The following is a 19,137-nucleotide window of genomic DNA, read 5'->3' on the forward strand; positions in this document are numbered from 1 at the left end:
TTAATCACCTAAAGTCTTGGTTAAGAAACGATACGTGGTCGCAGTACGATATACATCCTTTGGATTTAGGGTGACTGATGGAAAATTCGGATGATGGATCGCATCCGGCAGCCCTTGTGTCTCTAAGCAGACACCCAAATAATTTCTTGCCTTTACACCTGAAATCTCAAAATCTCCGTCTAACATATTGGAAGTATAGAGAACAACGCATGGCTGGTCGGTAGTAATCTCAAGGACACGTCCGCTCTCTTCCTCACTTAGTACGATCCGATTTTCCCCTTCTTCTGAAAAAACAAGCGGGTGGTCGTAACCTTTTCCAACCAAGACATTTTGCGGATAGGATGACTCCATTCCATCCTTTAGCTTCCTTCCCGCAGTAAAATCAAACGGGGTATTCACTGACGCAGGCATTTCCCCTGTTGGCATAAGATCAGAAGCCAATTCTAAAAAGCGGTCACTATCCAATTGGAGTATATGTTCAGAACAATCGCGTTTGATATTCCCACTTAAATTAAAGTAAGAATGATTCGTTAAATTCACCAATGTTTTTTTATCTGTTCTTGCTTCATAAGTTACCTTCAACTCATTATCATTAGTTAAAAGATAAGTTACCGTAGTTTCTAAATTTCCAGGGTAGCCTTCCTCACCATCCGGGCTATGATAAAAAAACGTTAGGCCTGCTGCGTTCTCCGCCTCAACTTTTTTTGTTTCCCAAATAACAGAATCAAAGCCTTTTACCCCCCCATGAAGATGGTTGGGTGCTTCATTTTGAACCAAAACATATTTATTTCCATCTAGTTCAAAACTTGCACCTTTAATTCTTCCTGCTACTCGTCCACAAACAGCCCCAAAATAGGGGGACAATTTCTGATAATCTTCAAAATTGTCAAAACCGAGGACCACATTTTCCATTGTCCCTTCACGGTCAGGTACAAGAATTTTGGTGATTACACAACCGAAATTCAAACAGGATACGGTCATACCAGAATCATTGGTTAGTGTATACTCTGTCACATCTGCTCCATCATAACAGCCAAAGTGCTTCTCTTCAACTTTCATTCCTACACTTCCTTTTTCCAATAAGGTCAATTTATAAATGGTCAATAAAGCGGCGGAACCCTGCTTCTCCCTCTTCATTCCTCTTAAACACACCAGCATCCTCTAATACGCGTAAAAACTTTTTGCCTACTTCTTCTCTTACCAATGATTCTACATTAGATTCGTTTACAACGGTTTTATAGCGGGCTTTTAACTCATTGGCCCAGACGGCATGATAGCCAGCAACTGTTTCGGTTTTATCAAGCAGGAAGTTTTCCACCTCTTCCAGCTCTCCCTTTAGGCGGGCAGGCAATACCGCCAATCCCATTACCTCAATCAGACCAATATTCTCCTTCTTGATATGATGAACATCGGCATGAGGATGGAAAATCCCCAGTGGATGTTCGTCACTCGTCCGGTTATTACGAAGAACCAAATCTAGTTCGAACCATTCGCCATTTTTACGGGCGATCGGAGTAACTGTGTTATGCGGTGTTCCACCCGTCTGGGCTAAAATGCCAACAGTTTGATCACTATAGTCTTTCCATTTTTCTAAAATATGGGCTCCTGCTTCTACCAATGAAGCAGGTTCCTCAGAACGGAGTCGAATCACTGACATTGGCCATTTCACAATCGAGCACTTTACATTTGGAAAACCGTCCATAGAAAATGTCCAGTCATCCTCTGCCTTTGCCATTGCAAATTGATAATTCCCGCCTTGATAATGCTCATGTGATAAAATAGAGCCTCCAACAATCGGGATATCAGCATTCGAGCCTAAGAAATAATGAGGGAATTGTTCAACAAATCCGAGAAGTCGTTTAAACGTCAATGGACTGATTTTCATATCGGTATGTGTTTCTGATAACACAATGCAATGCTCGTTATAATAAACATACGGAGAATATTGTAAATACCAATTCTCATCGGTTAAATTCACTCGAATCATCCGATGATTCGAGCGCGCCGGGTGGCCGATTCTACCAGCATACCCTTCATTTTCAACACAAAGCAAACATTTAGGATAGCTTGACTTCTTCGCCATCTTTTCGAGTTCAATACTTTTTGGATCCTTTTCCGGCTTTGATAGATTGATGGTAATATCTAACTCTCCGTATTCTGTCGCCGCCTTGTACTCAATATTTTGGCGGATCCGTTTCATTTGGATGTAGTTGCTGTTTTTACTTAATTCATAAAAATACTCAGTAGCTTGTTCAGGACTTTGTTGATATTTTTCATAAAATTGCTTGTTCACGCTTGAAGGTCGTGCGATAAAGCAATCCATGACTTGACTTAAAAATATATCCTTTACATCAAAAATATCTTGAATGATTTCTTGCTCGACCGCATAATCCACGATTTGCTCTAGGATATCAGGAATTTCTGGGATGGATTCTTCTAACTCCACTTCCATAAAATCCTCTATCTGCAACAGGGCAAGCACCTGATTTCTTGCATATACTTCGTCTTCCCGCTCAATTAATCGAGTGTCAAGCGCCTGTTTAACTAATTGTTGTACCAATTGAAAAATCATAATGATCGCCACCTAATTTTGATAACCATTCGGATGATGCTTATGCCAGTTCCAAGCATCCTTGATAATTTGTTCAATCGACGTTCTCGAAGGAATCCATCCAAGGACTTGTTTTGCTTTTTCCGATGAAGCTATTAATGTACTTGGGTCACCCGAACGGCGTTCTCCCATTTGGACCGGAATTTCTAGCCCTGTTACAGCTTTAGCGGTTTCAATCATCTCTTTTACTGAGAATCCTAGACTTGAACCAAGATTGAAATAATTACTTTCCCCGCCATTTTGCAAGTATTTCAGTGCTAAAATATGGGCATCAATTAAGTCCTCGACATGAATATAATCACGCACGCAGGTACCATCTTCCGTCTCATAATCTTCTCCGAATACAGTAATAGCCGGTCTTTTCCCCAGCGCTGCCTCTAAAATGACCGGAATTAAGTGGGTCTCTGGGTTATGGTCTTCTCCAATTTCCCCGCCGCTTCTCGCTCCGGCAACATTAAAGTAGCGCAGGGCTGCATAATGAATTCCGAAACCTTTTTCACACCAAGCCATCATTTTTTCCATTGCTAGTTTGGTTTCACCATATGTGTTTGCCGGTCTCGTATCTGCTTCCTCGGTAATCGGCATGACTTTTTGTTCACCATAAACAGCAGCGGTTGAAGAAAAGACAATGTTCTTTACCCCGAATTCCTTCATGGTTTCGAGGACAACCTGGGTGCCAAACACATTGTTATCATAATATTTTAATGGTTCTACCATTGATTCCCCGACAAGGGAATTGGCCGCAAAATGGATGATGCCTTCAATCGTTTCCTTTTCAAAAACAGACCGCATGAATTCACGATTGCGAATATCTCCCTCATAAAAATGGGCGTTAGGATGAAGGGCATCCCGGTGGCCTGTTTGCAAATTGTCAATCACCACCACATCATATCCCTGGTCAATTAACTGATAAACGGCATGTGAGCCAATATAACCTGCTCCTCCTAAAACAAGAATACTCAAGATAGCACCCCTCCTTATAATTCTTTTGCTCCGTCACCAATACTCGCTACATAAAAGTCAGCTTCATATCCAATTTTTCCAGCGTATGCTGCTCCTACATTGCGAATAAAACCTTCAACCTGATCTTTTTCAACAATCGCAATGGCACAGCCTCCAAAGCCTGCTCCTGTCATTCGTGCTCCAAGAACACCCGGTTGATTCCAAGCTGCTTCTACCAAACTATCAAGCTCTATTCCTGTTACTTCATAATCATCTCTTAGAGAGATATGTGATTGGTTTATTAATTGTCCAAATGACTCCAAATTCCCAGCCTTTAGCTCTTCAAGCGCTTTTAAAGTTCTAACATTTTCATAAACCGCATGTTTTGCCCGTTTGCGCACTACTTCATTTGGAATGAGATACTGATTTTCATCAAACTCGCCTTCTGAAAGCTGACCTAACGCTTCAATTGGAAGCTTTTGCTGCAATTGTGATAACGCTTCTTCACATTCCCCTCGGCGTTCATTGTATTTTGAGTCTGCTAACTCACGACGCTTGTTTGTATTCATAATGATAATTTTGTGATTTTCAAGCTGAATCGGAGCGTATTCATATTTTAATGTTTGGCAATTCAGTAAAATCCCCGCATCTTGCTTGCCCATTCCAATGGCAAATTGATCCATGATTCCACTGTTCACACCAATAAATTGATTTTCGACTTGCTTACCAATTTTAATCAGACTAAGACGCGGAATTTCCAAACCAAACAGTCCTGCAACAAGAACCCCTGTTAAAAGCTCAATCGAAGCGGATGATGATAAACCTGCACCGTTCGGTATATTCCCTTCGATCACACACTCAAATCCGGACGGGATTTGGTATCCTGCTTCCATAATGTAGCGAATCATCCCTTTCGGATAATTAGCCCAATTATGGTCTTTGTTGTAATCTAATTGATCTAGGGTAAACTCTATCACGCCTTTATCAGGGAAGTTAGCTGAATACAAACGAACGGTTCTGTCCTCACGCTTCTTCACAACCGCATAGGTTCCGTACGTAATTGCACATGGAAAAACATGGCCGCCGTTATAATCTGTATGCTCACCAATTAAATTAATCCGGCCTGGAGCAAAGAAAGACTTTTCTGGTGATGTGTTAAAAATTTCATTAAATAATGAATGAAGTGCTGTAACGTTCATTTTATTGTTCCTCCCTAAATGTAATCCCTTTCATCCTGTTGTAAACTACGTATGAATCTCTACTTTTATTTTACCGGCTAAAGTAAAAAAGTTCAATGTTTTTACTAAAATATTACTAAAAACTAAATCTACAAAGAGACGCATGAACGATTATTTCATGCGCCTCCACTATAATTTATTAGTTACTTACCTGAGATAAAATAAAGTCATCTAAACTTCCCCAGGCACCGCCATCAGCCTTAATACTTGCCCCAATTGTAACCGTTCCATCCTCTGTAACAAGGATGTTATTAATCTGAGGATTGCTCCAATTCACCCAGCCATTCACAGAAGTGGCTGCTTTATATTCTTGACCGCCAGATTGGGCATAAAGATACATTTCTGGGTTTCGTGCATCTCCACCCTGTAAAAACATGGAGAGATTATAATATCCAGGTTTTAAACCAGTAATGGTTTGCTCAACTTTAAAGTCGACTGCGCTGCCTGAATAAAAGTGGAGAGAATAGTCCCCTGATTTCGCATCTGAAGCTTTTAATTGATAGTCTGTATGTGGGGTTGTTCCTATTCCATACGTGATTTTCCACATGCTTCGATCACTATTTTCAAAGCTTGAATTCAATACATAGTTTTGCGGCTTTATTTCAAGCTTAGCCTTTACTATCATTCCGCCTTCGACAGTACCATTAATCACATAGGTGCCAACACCCGTGCTGATGGCTTGTTGGAGAGCTTCGTTATCCCACGTTACAACCGCCGTTCCTTTACTTCCATCATTATAAGTAACCGTTACAGTATCAGGTAAGGTAATACTTTCACCTGCAACAGCACTAATCGATAGATCTTTTATTTCGTCAATTTTTAATGGGGCAACTGCTCCTGTATCAACATACTTAAATACATTTAAGGAAGGAAGAGGATGTCCAGTAAAATCGAACATTGCTTGATTATCTACCGCGCTGCCGCCATACCATTTGCCAGCGTCTTCTGGATCATACTCGCTAGCGAAACTAGCTGCCCAGCCGGATCCATATTTTTCCCACTTCATTTGGTTTTGCTTTAGTTTTTCAGGCGGACCCACTGGAATCCATGCTGGCTCCCAGTAAAAGACACCTATCCCAGCATTGCCGACATTAGCCACTGCTTGAATGACATCTCTTACGGAATTAGCCTGCCCTTGGACAGTTATTGGGTAATTAAGCGTTTGGCCTGCATCCTTTGGTGCTGTATTTCCATGCCCATCTCCATCTGCCGCTGTATAGGTGTAGGAGGTTTCCGCCACCATTACCTTTTTGCCATACGTATCAGCTACATTCTTTAGAACAGATGTTAAGTTGCTTAATGTTCCATGCCAGAATGGATAATAGGAGCTGGCAAATACATCATAATCGACTTTATTATCAGCAAGGGTTTTCGCATAGGAAGCATATCTTCCAGCTGTTTCAGGGTTAGTAAAATGAACAGCTACCAGGATTTTCGGATCAACTGCCCTAATAGCTTTACTTCCTTCATTAAATAAGGCACTAATCTTTGACCAATCCTTTTCTCCTGCTACTCCGCCATTTGTTTCATTCCCTACTTGAACCATACCAATATTAATGCCCGCTGCCTTCATGGCTATTAGGCTATCTTTGGTATAGTTATATAAAGCTTGCTTCTTCTCCTCAAAGTTCAGATTTTCCCAAGCCTTTGGCGCCTGCTGTTTGGCTGGGTCTGCCCAAAAATCAGAATAGTGGAAGTCTACCAGCAGCTTCATTCCATTAGCTGCTGCTCTTTTCCCAATTTCAATAGCTTTAGCTAAATCGTTATTACCGCCGCCGTAGCCATTGCCTTTTGAATCATAAGGATTATTCCATATACGGACACGTATATAATTAACTCCTGCTTCATGCAAGGTTTTAAAAATGTCCTGTTTTTTTCCAGCCTCATTATAGAATTTAACTCCGCTGTTTTCTAAAGAAATAATACTAGATACGTCAACACCTTTAATGAAATCCTTATCCAGTCCATCTACTCTCTTCACAAAAATGTCAGCATTAACTGGTTTAGGAACATATTTTAGGCTAAAGCTATCTAAATATCCCCAAGCACTAGGCGCTCCTGTTATCTCAGCTCCTACTTGTAAATTAGAAACAGGTTCCTCTAAATTAAATTTCAAAGTAACAGTCCCCCAAGCATTATAGCCTGTTGTTGCCACGGCATTGATTGTCTCTGCCCCAGCAAAAAGTTTAATACTGCCCGCTTCGGCACCTTCTCCCCCCATTGATTTAACCGATAATTCATAGCTTCCGGCTGGAAGGGTTGAAATCGTCTGTTTGACTTTCACTGACTGATCAGCATTTGCTGTATTTTTAATCCAGTATTTTAAAGCATGGTCCCCTTCATCTCTCGCCATCCAAGTATCGTTTGCATAAGCAAATTGTTGAATATCAACATTCTCCCAATTTGTTGTTTCCACGGACCAGGAATGATCATTCCAAAAATCGCTTTCAAAACCTCCATTTGTTATAAATTGAGTCTGTGAATCTTCTGCCGCAAAACTTATGTGACTATTAAACAGAAATGTACTAAATACCATAACAACGGTTAATAGCACCGCAAGCGGCTTGCTTGTTCTTTGCATATTCTCCCCACCTTCTCAAGTTTTTTATGAATGGCTATTTTCGCACAGATTGTTGTTTTTCGTATATGTGTAGCACCCGTTTACTATATCCTTCGTGGCATCTTTTCGTAAGAACATTTGCGAAAATTGCCTTAAAACTTAGTATATGGGGCTTTTTAAGATAAAAAAGCAACAAAGTTTACGAAAAGAGCCTTATGAATAAAGCAATAAGCTTAATCCCTCAGGAAGCGTTTCCATTAAACTGTAAAACTATTATTTTATAGAAAAGACATCCACTCTAAAAAAAGAAATGGATGTTTGTATAGATTGGACAATTCAGAGGGGAGAATCTCTCCCTCTCCTCATCATCTATTATTTATTTTTTAGCTTTTTCAAGAATGCGGACCTCGTATTTCTCTAACGTCAATTCGCCTGTGAGCGCTTCACCGGTTACTAGATCTGTAACCTGATCTTCCATTACGATCGGCTGCTTTTTCTCCGTGAAATTCATGACAAAGATATAGTCATGTTCAGGGGCTTGTCTTACTTGTACCGATACACCCTTTTCATGTTTAATTGAAACAACTGGTTTAAGCGCTAACTCGTCGATCAGCTCTTTGTAAAAATCACGATGAAACTCATCTTCCAACCGTCCGCCAATATAGTAGGTTTTACCTTTTTCATATTCATGACTTGTTACGGCTGGGGTTTCGGCATAAAAGTCTATCTTATATTGACCTTCTGCGTTGGCAGTATCCAGTTCAATAACAGTTGCATAATCTTTCAATTCGTAGACCTTGCTGCGATAACTTACATAATTTCTATCACTAGGATATAATGTATCGGTCTCAACCGGCTTCATTCCAAACATCTCTTGAAGGTCTTTGTGCCAGCCACCTAAGTACGTTAAATCCTGTTCGTTCACAAGTCCGGTAATATAAGTCATTACTAATCGACCGCCACCTGCAACAAAAGTTTTTAATCGTGCAATTGTTTCTTCACTTACTAAATAAAGCATTGGGACAATTAATAATTTATAATTAGAGAAATCTTGTTCTTTCGTAATCACATCAACAGGAATATCTTGTTCCCAGAAAGTCCGATAATGATCTACTAATGTTTGCGGATAACGCTTTGTCTCCAAACCAAATCCTTGTGCGTCATTTAAAGCCCAATTGCTTTCCCAGTCATACAGTATAGCCACATCTGACGGACGATTCGTTCCGACCACATCTGAAAGCTTTTCTAATGTTTGACCAACTTGCGCAACGTCTTTAAATACTCGGTTTTCAGAACTATTATCATGATCCACGACAGCACCATGGAATTTTTCCGAAGATCCCCGGGACTTTCGCCATTGGAAATACAGGACACTGTCAGATCCATGAGCAACCATTTGCATCGATGCAAGGAGGTGCATACCTGGTCGTTTTGCTTTATTGACATTATGCCAATTGACAGCACTTGGAGTAGATTCCATTAATAAAAACGGCTGTTGTTTAAGACTGCGATATAAATCATCGATAAAACCAACCCTCATGGCTAAATCAGCCGTACTCTCCCAATTATTGTGCCAGGCTGGATACGCATCCCAGCTAATAACATCCAGATGTTTAGCAAATTTGCTATAGTCCAGTGCCTGGAACGGGATTAATTCATGAGTATCTGCCATAAAATTAGTTGTAATTGGAATATTCGGTGTTAATTCCTTAATTGGGACAATTTCATTTTCAAAGAATGAGATGGTCTGATCAGTGACAAACCGCCGCCAATCAAGGTTTAATCCATGAACCATATTTTCCCCAATTGGAGATGGAGATTCAATTTGTGACCATTCATTGTAGGTATGGCTCCAAAACGGTCCCCACCAAGCATCATTCAAGGATTTCAAATCATTATTGTATTTTTCTTTCAACCAGCTTCTAAAAGCATGTTGACAATTTTCGCAGTGACATTCGCCGCCGTACTCATTTGAAATATGCCACATTAACAAAGCAGGATGATTTCCGTATCTTTCAGCTAACAAACGGTTCATCTTCTGTGTTTTTTCACGATATACTTCCGAAGTAAAGCAGTGATTATGTCTTCCGCCATGCAATTGTTTGACCCGCGCTGCATTCACACGTAATACTTCCGGATATTTTTGAGACATCCAAGCAGGGCGTGCCCCGCTCGGTGTTGCTAAAATAACCCGTCCTCCCATACCATGAATGTTGTTGAAAATTTCATCTAACCATTCAAACTTGTAAACTCCCTCTTCAGGCTCCAATGCAGCCCAGGCAAAAATTCCGATCGAGAACGTATTGGTATGGGCTAGTTTCATCAATTTGATATCATCCGCTAATATATCAGGCCGATCTAACCATTGATCTGGATTATAGTCTCCCCCATGGAGCATGAAGTTCGCTTTAGTTGTATATGTCTTTCTATATTTTGTCATAATAATCTCCTTCTACCATTAATTCATACAGACGTCCGATTAACCCTTTGTTCCTCCAGCTGTTAAGCCTGATACAAAGTGCTTTTGCAATAACAGGAAGGCGATTGCGATAGGTATACTGATGAGAATGGCCCCCGCAGCAAAGGTTGTATAGCTTGCCCCCATTACTTCATTGACTAAGTTGTATAGTCCAATAGGCAATGTGTACGATTCAGGTGTTCTCAAAATAGTTGATGACATAACGAAATCTCCAAGCGGACCAGTAAATCCATTCATCGCAACAACTGCCATCATTGGTCTTGATAGTGGCATAATAATTTGTAAGAAGATTCTTGTATTGCTTGCCCCATCAATCTTGGCACTCTCATCTAAGTCCATTGGAATGGAATCCATATAACCTTTCATCAGATAGGTATTCATTGGAATCGTACCGCCAATATACAGCAGGATTAAGAGCCAGTGACTATTCATCATTCCAAGAAGCTGTGCCAATACGAACAGGGCAATTAGCGCTGAAAACTGCGGAATCATTTGTAGTAATAAAAACAAAGTTAAGGCATTTTTTCTGCCCTTAAAGCGGAAACGCGAAAAGGCATAGGCTGTAAAGGAAACACTTATAACCGAACCAATCATCGTAAATATACTGATTTTAAGTGAATTTAAATACCAATGACCATATTGCAGACTCTCTTTCCCTGCAAATAACTCTTTATAGTGATCTAAGGTTGGATTTTTTGGAATAATCGTATTACTAACTAAACTGTTTCCGGGATTAAAGCTCGCACCCACTGTCCAAAGTAAGGGGTAAATGATAACAACTGCCATAAGAATTAAGATTAAATGGGAAGTAAAGAGACGTAAAAATCTATTTCCCTTCATACCTGTTAACATCTTTTAAGCCCCCTCCTTAAACGAATTCGTTCTTCTGAATTGCCATAAAGCAATTGCAATGACAAAAACAGATAACAAAATGGTTAATGCAGCAGCAAGTGAATATTGACTTGATTGCATCGTTAATTTGTAAATCCACGAAACTAGAATATCGGTTCCGCCGGCATTGGAACCTGGAACTGCTGGACCACCGCCGTTGAATAGATAGATAATATTGAAATTATTGAAGTTAAAGGTATACTGCGTTATGATAATCGGTGCCATCGCGAGTAAAATCATTGGCATTGTGATATGTCTGAATTTAGCAAAGATAGAGGCTCCATCAATCGTTGCCGCCTCATAAAGATCATCAGGAATAGACTGAAGGACACCTGTAGTCACGATGAAAATATATGGGAAACCAAGCCAGCCTTGCATAAGAATAAGCGCTAGTTTTGACCAAGCAGCATTGGTCATCCATGGAATAGGATCAATCCCAATTGCAGCTAAAATCGAATTATTAATCGCACCAAAGCTGTCATTAAATAGCCCAGCAAAAATTAAAATCGTAACAAAACCTGGTACAGCCCATGGTAAAACTAAAATTGTTCGATAAAATCTCTTAAATTTAAGGTCCTTTTGATTTACTAGTACAGCCAAGAAAATACCAAGTGCAACCTGAACCGTTGAAGCAACAAGTGTCCAGATGACCGTCCAGCTTAAAACATCGAAAAAGGTTGAACGCCAGATATCTACTGTGAATATTTGCTTAAATGTACTTAATCCGACCCAATCAGCTAAGTGAGCTGGCGGAGAATGGTATAAATCATAATTCGTAAATGCTAGAGCAAAACTAAACAGAATTGGGAAAACAACAGCAAAAATTAATATAAATAATGACGGACCACTAATAACATAGGGATAGCCCTGTGAAATTAAATTGTGGTAATCTTCCTTAAGAGAACTTGGATTCATATTTTCATCGCGCATTTTTCCATTCTTATACGCATCCCGGAAATTGGCGTAATAAAAACCAAGTCCAAAACACGTAACAATAAGAGCAATAATCCCTTCAGCTAAAAGGAAAATAGAATTATCCCGCGGCACTTCTGTCCCTAGAGTCATTAGTCCCCAAAAACCCATATTCAATAAATCCTTAAACACTGCTATAAAAGATACCCCAAAAACAAGGAACAATAGGCCCTTTACCCATTGCTTATTATAAAATTGACCAAGTCCCGGAATAACGGATAGTGTTAAGGCTGTTTTTCGATGCTGCATCATTTTCACCTCTTTATTTTGAAAGCGTAAGCGCCTCTGTCACCAAGGATTGACGCTAAAGCTAGACATAATACAAAGCCACCATTTACTAGAAAACAAATGGTGTCAAACATCATTAGGCGTTTGACACCATTCTTTAACCTAATTATTTGCTGTGTTTCGCTTTTATTTGGCCTTTAATTGTTTCAGCCGCTTGATTCAAGGCTGCTTTTGGTTCTGCCTTGCCTGTTGCAATTGTTTGTAACGCTGCATCAGCAGGCGTCCAAACTTCGTTCATCTCAGGAATATTTGGTGTTAATTCTGAGAATTGTGATTGCTGAGCTACAGCTTTTGCTGCATCACTCTCAGTTACTACTGGGTCATTAGCTAAATCTTTTACAGCAGGAACTTCCTTTGTAATTTCAAAACGTTTTTTAGAGTTATCTTTATTAGCTAAGAATTCAACTAACTCTTGTGCTAAGTCGGAATTTTTTGAATAAGCACTTACGTTATAGCTCTTCACCCCAACGAACGCACTCATATTTTTACCATTATCCAGCGCTGGAAGTTTCGCTACACCATAGTTAACGCCAGCTTTTGTAAATGGTTCAATGTTCCAAGGACCAGAAATAATCGCTGCTGCTTTTCCAGATGTAAATAATGATTCTAATACGTTAATTCCTTGTGCACCGATAATGCCGGCTGGGAATAATTTTTCTTTATAAAACTTCTGAATGATTTCTGCACCTTTTACAGCACCTTCATTATTAATACCAATGTCGGCTGGATCATAATTACCTTTGTCATCCTTTTTAAAGATGTAGCTGCCATAACCACTCATTACGCTCTCAGCATAATAAATTTGATCAAATAGAGCTAAGAATCCATAATTGCCGTTTTTAGTCACTTTCTTATCATACTCGTACCACTCATTAAGTGTTTTTGGCAGATCTTTTTCTGCAATCAAGTCTTTATTATAGTAAAGCATCGTAGTTTCTACAGCTTTTGGAAGTCCATAAACCTTGCCATCTACTTTTTGTGATTGCATTGCAACATCCGTATAGATTGATTGAACATCTTCACCGACGTTTAGCTCTTTAATTAATCCTTCTGTTACAGCTGTGCCAATTTGATCGCCTGGCATTGTTAGTACGTCAGGGCCTGTCCCAGCTGGGCCATCTAAACGTAATCCTTCAATTTGTTTTGCATATGGTTTTTCAACGACTTTAATTTTTACGTTGTGATCTTTTTCAAACTGAGCAATGGCATCCTTGATACCATCTGCTTTTTGTTGGTCTTCCCATACAAGTAATTGTTTTGTTTCTTTTGAATCTTTTTTTGCGGTATCTGAACCTGACTTACCACTATCTTGCGGTCCACAAGCAACTAACGAGAAGCTCAATGCAAGTCCGCTGACGATTCCAGCATATTTCTTAAAATTCTTCATATATATTTCGTCCTTTCAAGTTATATTAGTGAAAGCGGTTTACAAGATTAAATATATCACCCAAAGAAAAATGTGTAAACAACTTTTTTACTAAAGTTAGTAAATATTTTTACGAAAATTTTTACAAAAAAATTAAAGTAGTAATATTACTACTTTAATTTGTACTCTTTCTTATGATTAATTCCGATCCCAAATATAATGTCTTTACAATCTTCCGTTTTTCGGACACTTGTTCCAGCAGCAATTCGATCGCGTTTTTACAAATTTCCTTCAAATCAATGTGAAAGGTTGTTAAAGGCGGTGATACATATTTCGCCACACTTATATTGTTAATACTGATAACGCTTACTCGATTAGGTATAGCAATACCATGTTCATTTAATGCTTGAAGACAGCCAACAGCAATGGGGTCTGCCGCAATAAAGAAAGCCGTTGGTAATTGGTCACCCAGTTTATTAATAGCTTCCTTCATCAAACGATAGCCATTTTCCACTGAGAAACCTCTATGACAAAATATATTCTGCTCCTTCATTAACCCCTTTTCCAACATGTAGGAGCGGAAAGTACGTTCACGAATATCCATTTCATCTAGATCGGTATTAGGGTTATGGAAGGTACCGCCAATAAAACCGATATCACTATGACCTTTTTCGATAAAAAAGTCTACCGTTCTCTTTGTCGTTTCGACTAAATCAGGGCGGACGGAATCATACGTATTCGGATCTGGAGTTGTATCAAGAAAGACTCCCTTTGTAGTAATCCTTCTCAAGTAGTCTAACTCTTTGTCAGAAAACATACCTACGGCAATAAATCCCTCGATATTATCAGGGATTTTTTCGATTCCATCACTTATTTTATAAGTGGTCAGTTCGATGTTATATTTGCTGGCCCACTTTTCGATTTCTATCCTCATTGTCTTAAAATAGACATCCTCTAATTCTTCTATGTCTGTTAGCCAGTATAGAAAGGCAATATTCTTAACTAATAATCTTACTGTTTTCTTACGATAATTTAGTTTTTCAGCAATTTCATAAATTTTTTCCCGTGTTTCATCAGGAACAGAAAGGCTTTGATCATTATTTAAGACACGTGAGACCGTCGAGATTGAATAACCTGACTCTTCAGCAATATCTTTAATTGTCGCCATTCTCCCCACCTCCACTTTTGTTATCGTTTACTTTTAAGCGTCTATTTATCATTTCACTAACTAATATGGTCTATCGTTTTTCGGTAAGTAAAATATTTTACTTATATTTTACTTGTTTTTCTTAATTTGGTCAAGGTACTTAATATTCCCTTTGTTGTTTCAGGACTATGGTCCCTGAACTATAAGGAATATAGACAGGCGCATAAAAAAAGAGCCTGATATTGGTATTATCCCCTTTAGGTAGACAGTAAAAAAAGAGAACATGATATGATGTTCTAAATACAGTCTACCTGGAGGGGATTTTTCTATGGCAAAAAAAGGACAAACCTTTTCTACATACACAGAAGGAATAAAGCGTGAAGTAGTCCGATTGAAATTGGAGGAGGGTTGGACGTATCGACAACTCCGTGAACGATTTGGTATTAAGAGTGATGCTCAGATTGCCGAGTGGGTAAAGAAAGTTCAAAATAAGGAATCTTTTGATGACCAACGTGGCCAATGGAATAAGAAGCATTTTAATAGTCTTGAAGAGGAAAATGCCTATTTGAAAGCGCAGGTAGATTATTTAAAAAAGCGCAATCCAAATCTACATGGAAAGGAGTGGTCTTAAAAAAGGATAGGTTTAAAATTATTGATGGTTTAAGGGAAAAGTACCCACTTACGTGGCTTTTGAAGATTGGGGAAGTATCGAAAGCAGGATATGATAAGTGGTGTAAAACCAACACCATTAAGTCCGTTCGTTTTGAGGAAAATATGCTTTTAAAGGAACATATATTATCAATTCATAAAATGCATCCTTACTACGGATATAAACGAATGACTAGAGCCTTATCCAGGGAAGGAATGCCTGCGAGTCATAAAAGGGTTAGAAGGCTTATGAGAGAATTGGGTATCCGTTCCGTTATCCGTAAGAAAAGACCTTTTTACGGTAAGAGAGGTTCGGTTGTATTTCCTAATGTCTTAAACCGGGAGTTTTTTGCGGAACAACCTTTAGAGAAACTAGTAACAGATATTACGTATATCAGAGTTGGAGATAATTTTGTCTATCTGTCAGCTGTTTTAGATTTATTTAATAATGAGATAGTTGCATGGCAATTATCAGATAGAAACGACCTTGAATTAGTGTTAAATACTTTAAATCAATTAAATGGTAAACCATTTGCCGACAAAGCCCTCATTCATTCAGATCAAGGATTTCAATATACAACAAAAGCCTATGAGAAAGAGGTGAAGAAACTAAAGTTATTGGGCAGCCACTCCCGAAGAGGAAACTGCCATGATAATGCTTGTATAGAATGTTTTTTCTCTCATTTAAAGACAGAGAAGATCTATTTAACCAAACCAAAAACGATGGATGAAGCCTATAAAGTCATAAAAGAATACATTGATTTTTATAATCTTGATCGTTTCCAAGAAAAATTTAACGGCCTCTCCCCTATAGAATATCGGGAAAAGGCCGCGGCTTAGTTTACTCTTTTTTTCATTGTCTACTTGACGGTGGTATGTGCATATCCAGACTCTTTTTTCGTAAGTTTATTAGATTCTCTGAATCTTAAATTCAAATTCCATGTCCTGATCTGCCTGAATAAGATGTTCTTTATGAACTGGGGCTCCCCAGCTGTCATCGCCGCCTATACCCATCTGCTTTCCTGCGACAGTTACAACAGTATAATGAACATTAGGAAGTTCATATATATGGTTCGCATTTTCAAGTTCAAAGGCTGTATACGGAGAAAAATTACATTCAACCGGATCGGAAACAGAAGTGATTCTGATCCCTTGGCCATCGTTGTTTGTTACATCTACACGGCGGACGCCCGTGCGATTGCCTGATTCTTGCGGCATAACGTAACCTGACAAATTATCTTCGACCCTATTTTTAAAGATCCCCAGCTTCGCTCCCATAGAACGATCAGAGTAATTTTCTTCAGGTCCCATCGCATACCATTCCAATTGTTGATAATCGGCAGGCACCTTAAAAGAAAGAGCGAAAATCGGCAGCTGCGGCAGATGATCTGCACCTTTATATGCAGACTTGACGTTTATGCCTCCATCCGAATCAACCGTGTAAACAGTCATAACCTCAATATCATTATGAATGGAGAATTTATAGGTAAAAGCAACACTAACTTGATTCTCGTTCTCTTCCAGTTGGATATTCACACATTTCCTGGCTAAGCTTGCTGCGTACCAAAGTCCAGAATGGAAACTTTGAGAAAAGCCCCGATCATTATCGGTAGTTGCTCTCCAAAAAACGGGTGCCGGCGGCAGGGCAATCATTTCTTTCCCTGCATAATTAAGTGATACCAAACTTCCTGCTCCCTTAGAGAACATGACCGTAAAATCTTTCCCATGGACACCAATATTGACATCCCCTTGTACGACCCGAAGCTCTCCACTGACAGGCGCTGATTCTCTCGTTCCTTTCTGATACACATACTGACCGAACGCAATCTCAAATCCTGTTTCGGCCCAAAGTGTGTTTTCCTTAAGTCTTAATGAAGTTTGAACAGTATACTCACCCGTTGCAACATCAATGTTTTCAGGCCAAACCAATTCGAATCGTCCTTCTGTTTGCGGTTCAACTGATGCAAGAAGAGAGGTTCGGTATAATTCCTTCCCCTCAAGGAATAGAGTATATTCAAGTTCATAATTAGCTGTACTAGAGAACAAGCTCTCATTCTTGATGAATACCCCCTTTTGATCAGGTATCAGCTTGAAGTTCTGATATAAGTATTTCACTTCTTGCATTTTCGGTGAAAGCTCTCGGTTTGCATACACGATTCCGTTTGTACAGAACCCATAATCTGTTGGACGGTCGCCAAAGTCACCGCCGTATGCAAGGAATTCGTTTCCGAAACGATCCTTTTTATAAATCGCCTGATCAATATAATCCCAAATGAAACCACCTTGATACATTGGATACTTTTGTTCTAAATCAGTATATTTGTACATCCCGCCAAGCGAATTCCCCATTGCATGCATATATTCACAGCTAATGTAAGGTTTTTCTGGGTTTTCAGTTAAATATTTTTCGATATCTGCGGGTTTGGCATACATGCGGCTTTCCATATCACTTGTATCATTATAGTTTCGGTTATGGAATACACCCTCATAATGGACAAGACGGCTTGGATCTACCTTTCGGAAATAATTAGAAACATTAAGAATGACTTCACCTGCGTACGATTCATTACCACAGGACCAAATTAGGATGGATGGGTGATTCTTGTCCCGTTCTACCATCGAGATTGCCCGGTCCATGACAATGTTTTCCCATTCCAGCTTATTCCCCGGAATGTTCCAGGATGGTTCAACTTTCCCCATCTTTTGCCATGACCCATGGGTTTCTAGGTTCATTTCATCGATGACATAGATACCATATTCGTCACATAATTCATACCAATAGCTCTGGTTCGGATAATGGGACGTTCTAACCGCATTAATGTTATGGCGCTTAAGAGTTTTAATATCCCATAGCATGTCTTCTTTGGTAATCGCACGGCCGCGGCGGGGATTAAATTCATGACGGTTAACCCCCTTGAATACGATTCGTTCCCCATTTAGGCGCATAATTTTATCCACGAGTTCAAATCTTCTGAAGCCGGTTTTCTGTGGAACAACCTCTACCAAACTACCAGATTTGTTATAAAGTTGAATCAATAATTTATACAAATAGGGGCTCTCCGCATTCCAAAGCACTGGGGTCTCAACCGGCATAGAAATCGACCACTTACCATCTATCTTTTTGCCATTGGCTGTCGCCACGAGACCTCCCTTAGCGTCAACTAATTGTGCAATAATCTTTGAAGGTATTTGCCCTTGTAGTTCCAGACAGGCATTCAATGTCCCTTTTGTAAAAGTTGAATCCAGTTCCGGCAGTACATGTAGATCAGCAACATGAATTTCCGGTACCGTATAGAGGTAAACATCGCGAAAAATACCTGAAAATCTCCAAAAATCCTGATCCTCCAGCCAAGCCCCTGTACTACGCTGGTAAACCTCCACAGCAAGCTTATTTTCTCCCTCTGTTAAAAACGGAGTCAACTCAAACTCAGCCGGAGTAAAGGAGTCTTCACTGTAGCCGACAAACTCTCCGTTCAGCCATACATAGAAAGCTGACTCTACACCTTGGAAGGAAATATAGACCGGCTTATTTTGCATATTGTCCGGAATGGTAAAAAACTTCACATAGCTGCCAACTGGATTATGATCCGTCGGAATTTCTGGGGGGCGGATGTCATTGTGTCCGTCCCAAGGGTACATCGTATTTACATATTGCGGTTTTCCATAGCCTTGGAGCTGAATATGCCCTGGTACGGATATATCTCCCCAGCCAGCGCAATGGAATTCTTGCTTATAAAAATGAACCGGCCGATTTTCAGGATTTATACTATAGGAAAACTTCCAATTTCCATTTAAATCATGGCGCCACTTCATTGGTGCAGCAGCGAGGGCCTCTGCCACTGTTTCGTAGTAATAGTGGTCGGAGTGTGCTGGAATACGATTAACAGCAAATATGTTTACATCGGTAAGCCAGTTTAATGTTGGAACAGCTTTTATTAAATTTGAAATCGTTGTCATTTTTTACTTCACTTCCTAACTTTTTTTATCTTCAATTT

At 39.5% G+C, this 19,137-nt stretch carries 12 protein-coding genes; 1 reads left to right on the top strand and 11 read right to left on the bottom strand.

Going from position 1 to position 19,137, the window contains the following annotated elements; all coding sequences use genetic code 11:
* The 10 genes from CVD27_RS09460 to CVD27_RS09505 form a co-directional block, all read right to left on the bottom strand.
* Positions 1 to 1,059 carry an aldose epimerase family protein gene (locus CVD27_RS09460; protein WP_101647745.1) on the bottom strand — a complete coding sequence of 353 codons (1,059 nt, stop codon included), beginning with the start codon at positions 1,057 to 1,059 and terminating at the stop codon, positions 1 to 3.
* Positions 1,060 to 1,090: 31 nt separating this feature from the next.
* A complete protein-coding gene (galT, locus tag CVD27_RS09465; RefSeq protein ID WP_180960212.1) occupies positions 1,091 to 2,572 on the bottom strand; it encodes a UDP-glucose--hexose-1-phosphate uridylyltransferase in 1,482 nt (493 codons plus the stop codon).
* 12 nt (positions 2,573 to 2,584) lie between these two features.
* Positions 2,585 to 3,574, bottom strand: a complete 990-nt coding sequence (gene galE / locus CVD27_RS09470; RefSeq protein WP_101647653.1) for a UDP-glucose 4-epimerase GalE — start codon at positions 3,572 to 3,574, stop codon at positions 2,585 to 2,587.
* A 14-nt stretch (positions 3,575 to 3,588) separates the two neighbouring features.
* A complete protein-coding gene (locus CVD27_RS09475; protein ID WP_101647654.1) occupies positions 3,589 to 4,752 on the bottom strand; it encodes a galactokinase in 1,164 nt (387 codons plus the stop codon).
* A 178-nt stretch (positions 4,753 to 4,930) separates the two neighbouring features.
* A complete protein-coding gene (locus CVD27_RS09480) occupies positions 4,931 to 7,372 on the bottom strand; it encodes a glycosyl hydrolase 53 family protein (RefSeq protein ID WP_101647655.1) in 2,442 nt (813 codons plus the stop codon).
* 355 nt (positions 7,373 to 7,727) lie between these two features.
* Complete coding sequence (locus CVD27_RS09485; protein ID WP_101647656.1) at positions 7,728 to 9,794, bottom strand: beta-galactosidase; 2,067 nt, start codon at positions 9,792 to 9,794, stop codon at positions 7,728 to 7,730.
* A gap of 36 nt (positions 9,795 to 9,830) precedes the next feature.
* Positions 9,831 to 10,682 (bottom strand): sugar ABC transporter permease, encoded by an 852-nt coding sequence (locus CVD27_RS09490; RefSeq protein ID WP_101647657.1) that lies wholly within the window; start codon positions 10,680 to 10,682, stop codon positions 9,831 to 9,833.
* 3 nt (positions 10,683 to 10,685) lie between these two features.
* Positions 10,686 to 11,942, bottom strand: coding sequence for a carbohydrate ABC transporter permease (locus CVD27_RS09495; RefSeq protein ID WP_101647658.1), 1,257 nt, complete (start codon positions 11,940 to 11,942; stop codon positions 10,686 to 10,688).
* 145 nt (positions 11,943 to 12,087) lie between these two features.
* Positions 12,088 to 13,368 (bottom strand): sugar ABC transporter substrate-binding protein, encoded by a 1,281-nt coding sequence (locus tag CVD27_RS09500; protein ID WP_101647659.1) that lies wholly within the window; start codon positions 13,366 to 13,368, stop codon positions 12,088 to 12,090.
* A gap of 154 nt (positions 13,369 to 13,522) precedes the next feature.
* Complete coding sequence (locus CVD27_RS09505; RefSeq protein ID WP_101647660.1) at positions 13,523 to 14,515, bottom strand: LacI family DNA-binding transcriptional regulator; 993 nt, start codon at positions 14,513 to 14,515, stop codon at positions 13,523 to 13,525.
* A 307-nt stretch (positions 14,516 to 14,822) separates the two neighbouring features.
* Between CVD27_RS09505 and CVD27_RS09510 the strand changes: the two genes are divergently transcribed.
* Positions 14,823 to 15,982, top strand: a protein-coding gene (locus tag CVD27_RS09510) for an IS3 family transposase (protein WP_101647661.1) whose coding sequence is annotated in 2 segments (ribosomal slippage) — positions 14,823 to 15,081 and positions 15,081 to 15,982 — 1,161 coding nt in all. Because the reading frame shifts where the segments join, the coding sequence is not laid out codon by codon here.
* Between the two features lie 69 nt (positions 15,983 to 16,051).
* Here the strand turns inward: CVD27_RS09510 and CVD27_RS09515 are convergent.
* Positions 16,052 to 19,099, bottom strand: a complete 3,048-nt coding sequence (locus tag CVD27_RS09515) for a glycoside hydrolase family 2 TIM barrel-domain containing protein (protein WP_101647662.1) — start codon at positions 19,097 to 19,099, stop codon at positions 16,052 to 16,054.
* Positions 19,100 to 19,137 lie beyond the last annotated feature (38 nt).

It is taken from the genome of Neobacillus cucumis, from assembly GCF_002860255.1.
Lineage (GTDB): Bacteria > Bacillota > Bacilli > Bacillales > Cytobacillaceae > Neobacillus > Neobacillus cucumis_A.

What these genes read in the sequence shown, in the direction of transcription:
- CVD27_RS09460 (WP_101647745.1), bottom strand. Translation starts at nt 1,059, where the DNA reads ATGAAAGTTGAAGAGAAGCACTTTGGCTGTTATGATGGAGCAGATGTG.
- galT (WP_180960212.1), bottom strand. Translation starts at nt 2,572, where the DNA reads ATGATTTTTCAATTGGTACAACAATTAGTTAAACAGGCGCTTGACACT.
- CVD27_RS09475 (WP_101647654.1), bottom strand. Translation starts at nt 4,752, where the DNA reads ATGAACGTTACAGCACTTCATTCATTATTTAATGAAATTTTTAACACA.
- CVD27_RS09480 (WP_101647655.1), bottom strand. Translation starts at nt 7,372, where the DNA reads ATGCAAAGAACAAGCAAGCCGCTTGCGGTGCTATTAACCGTTGTTATG.
- CVD27_RS09490 (WP_101647657.1), bottom strand. Translation starts at nt 10,682, where the DNA reads ATGTTAACAGGTATGAAGGGAAATAGATTTTTACGTCTCTTTACTTCC.
- CVD27_RS09495 (WP_101647658.1), bottom strand. Translation starts at nt 11,942, where the DNA reads ATGCAGCATCGAAAAACAGCCTTAACACTATCCGTTATTCCGGGACTT.
- CVD27_RS09500 (WP_101647659.1), bottom strand. Translation starts at nt 13,368, where the DNA reads ATGAAGAATTTTAAGAAATATGCTGGAATCGTCAGCGGACTTGCATTG.
- CVD27_RS09505 (WP_101647660.1), bottom strand. Translation starts at nt 14,515, where the DNA reads ATGGCGACAATTAAAGATATTGCTGAAGAGTCAGGTTATTCAATCTCG.
- CVD27_RS09515 (WP_101647662.1), bottom strand. Translation starts at nt 19,099, where the DNA reads ATGACAACGATTTCAAATTTAATAAAAGCTGTTCCAACATTAAACTGG.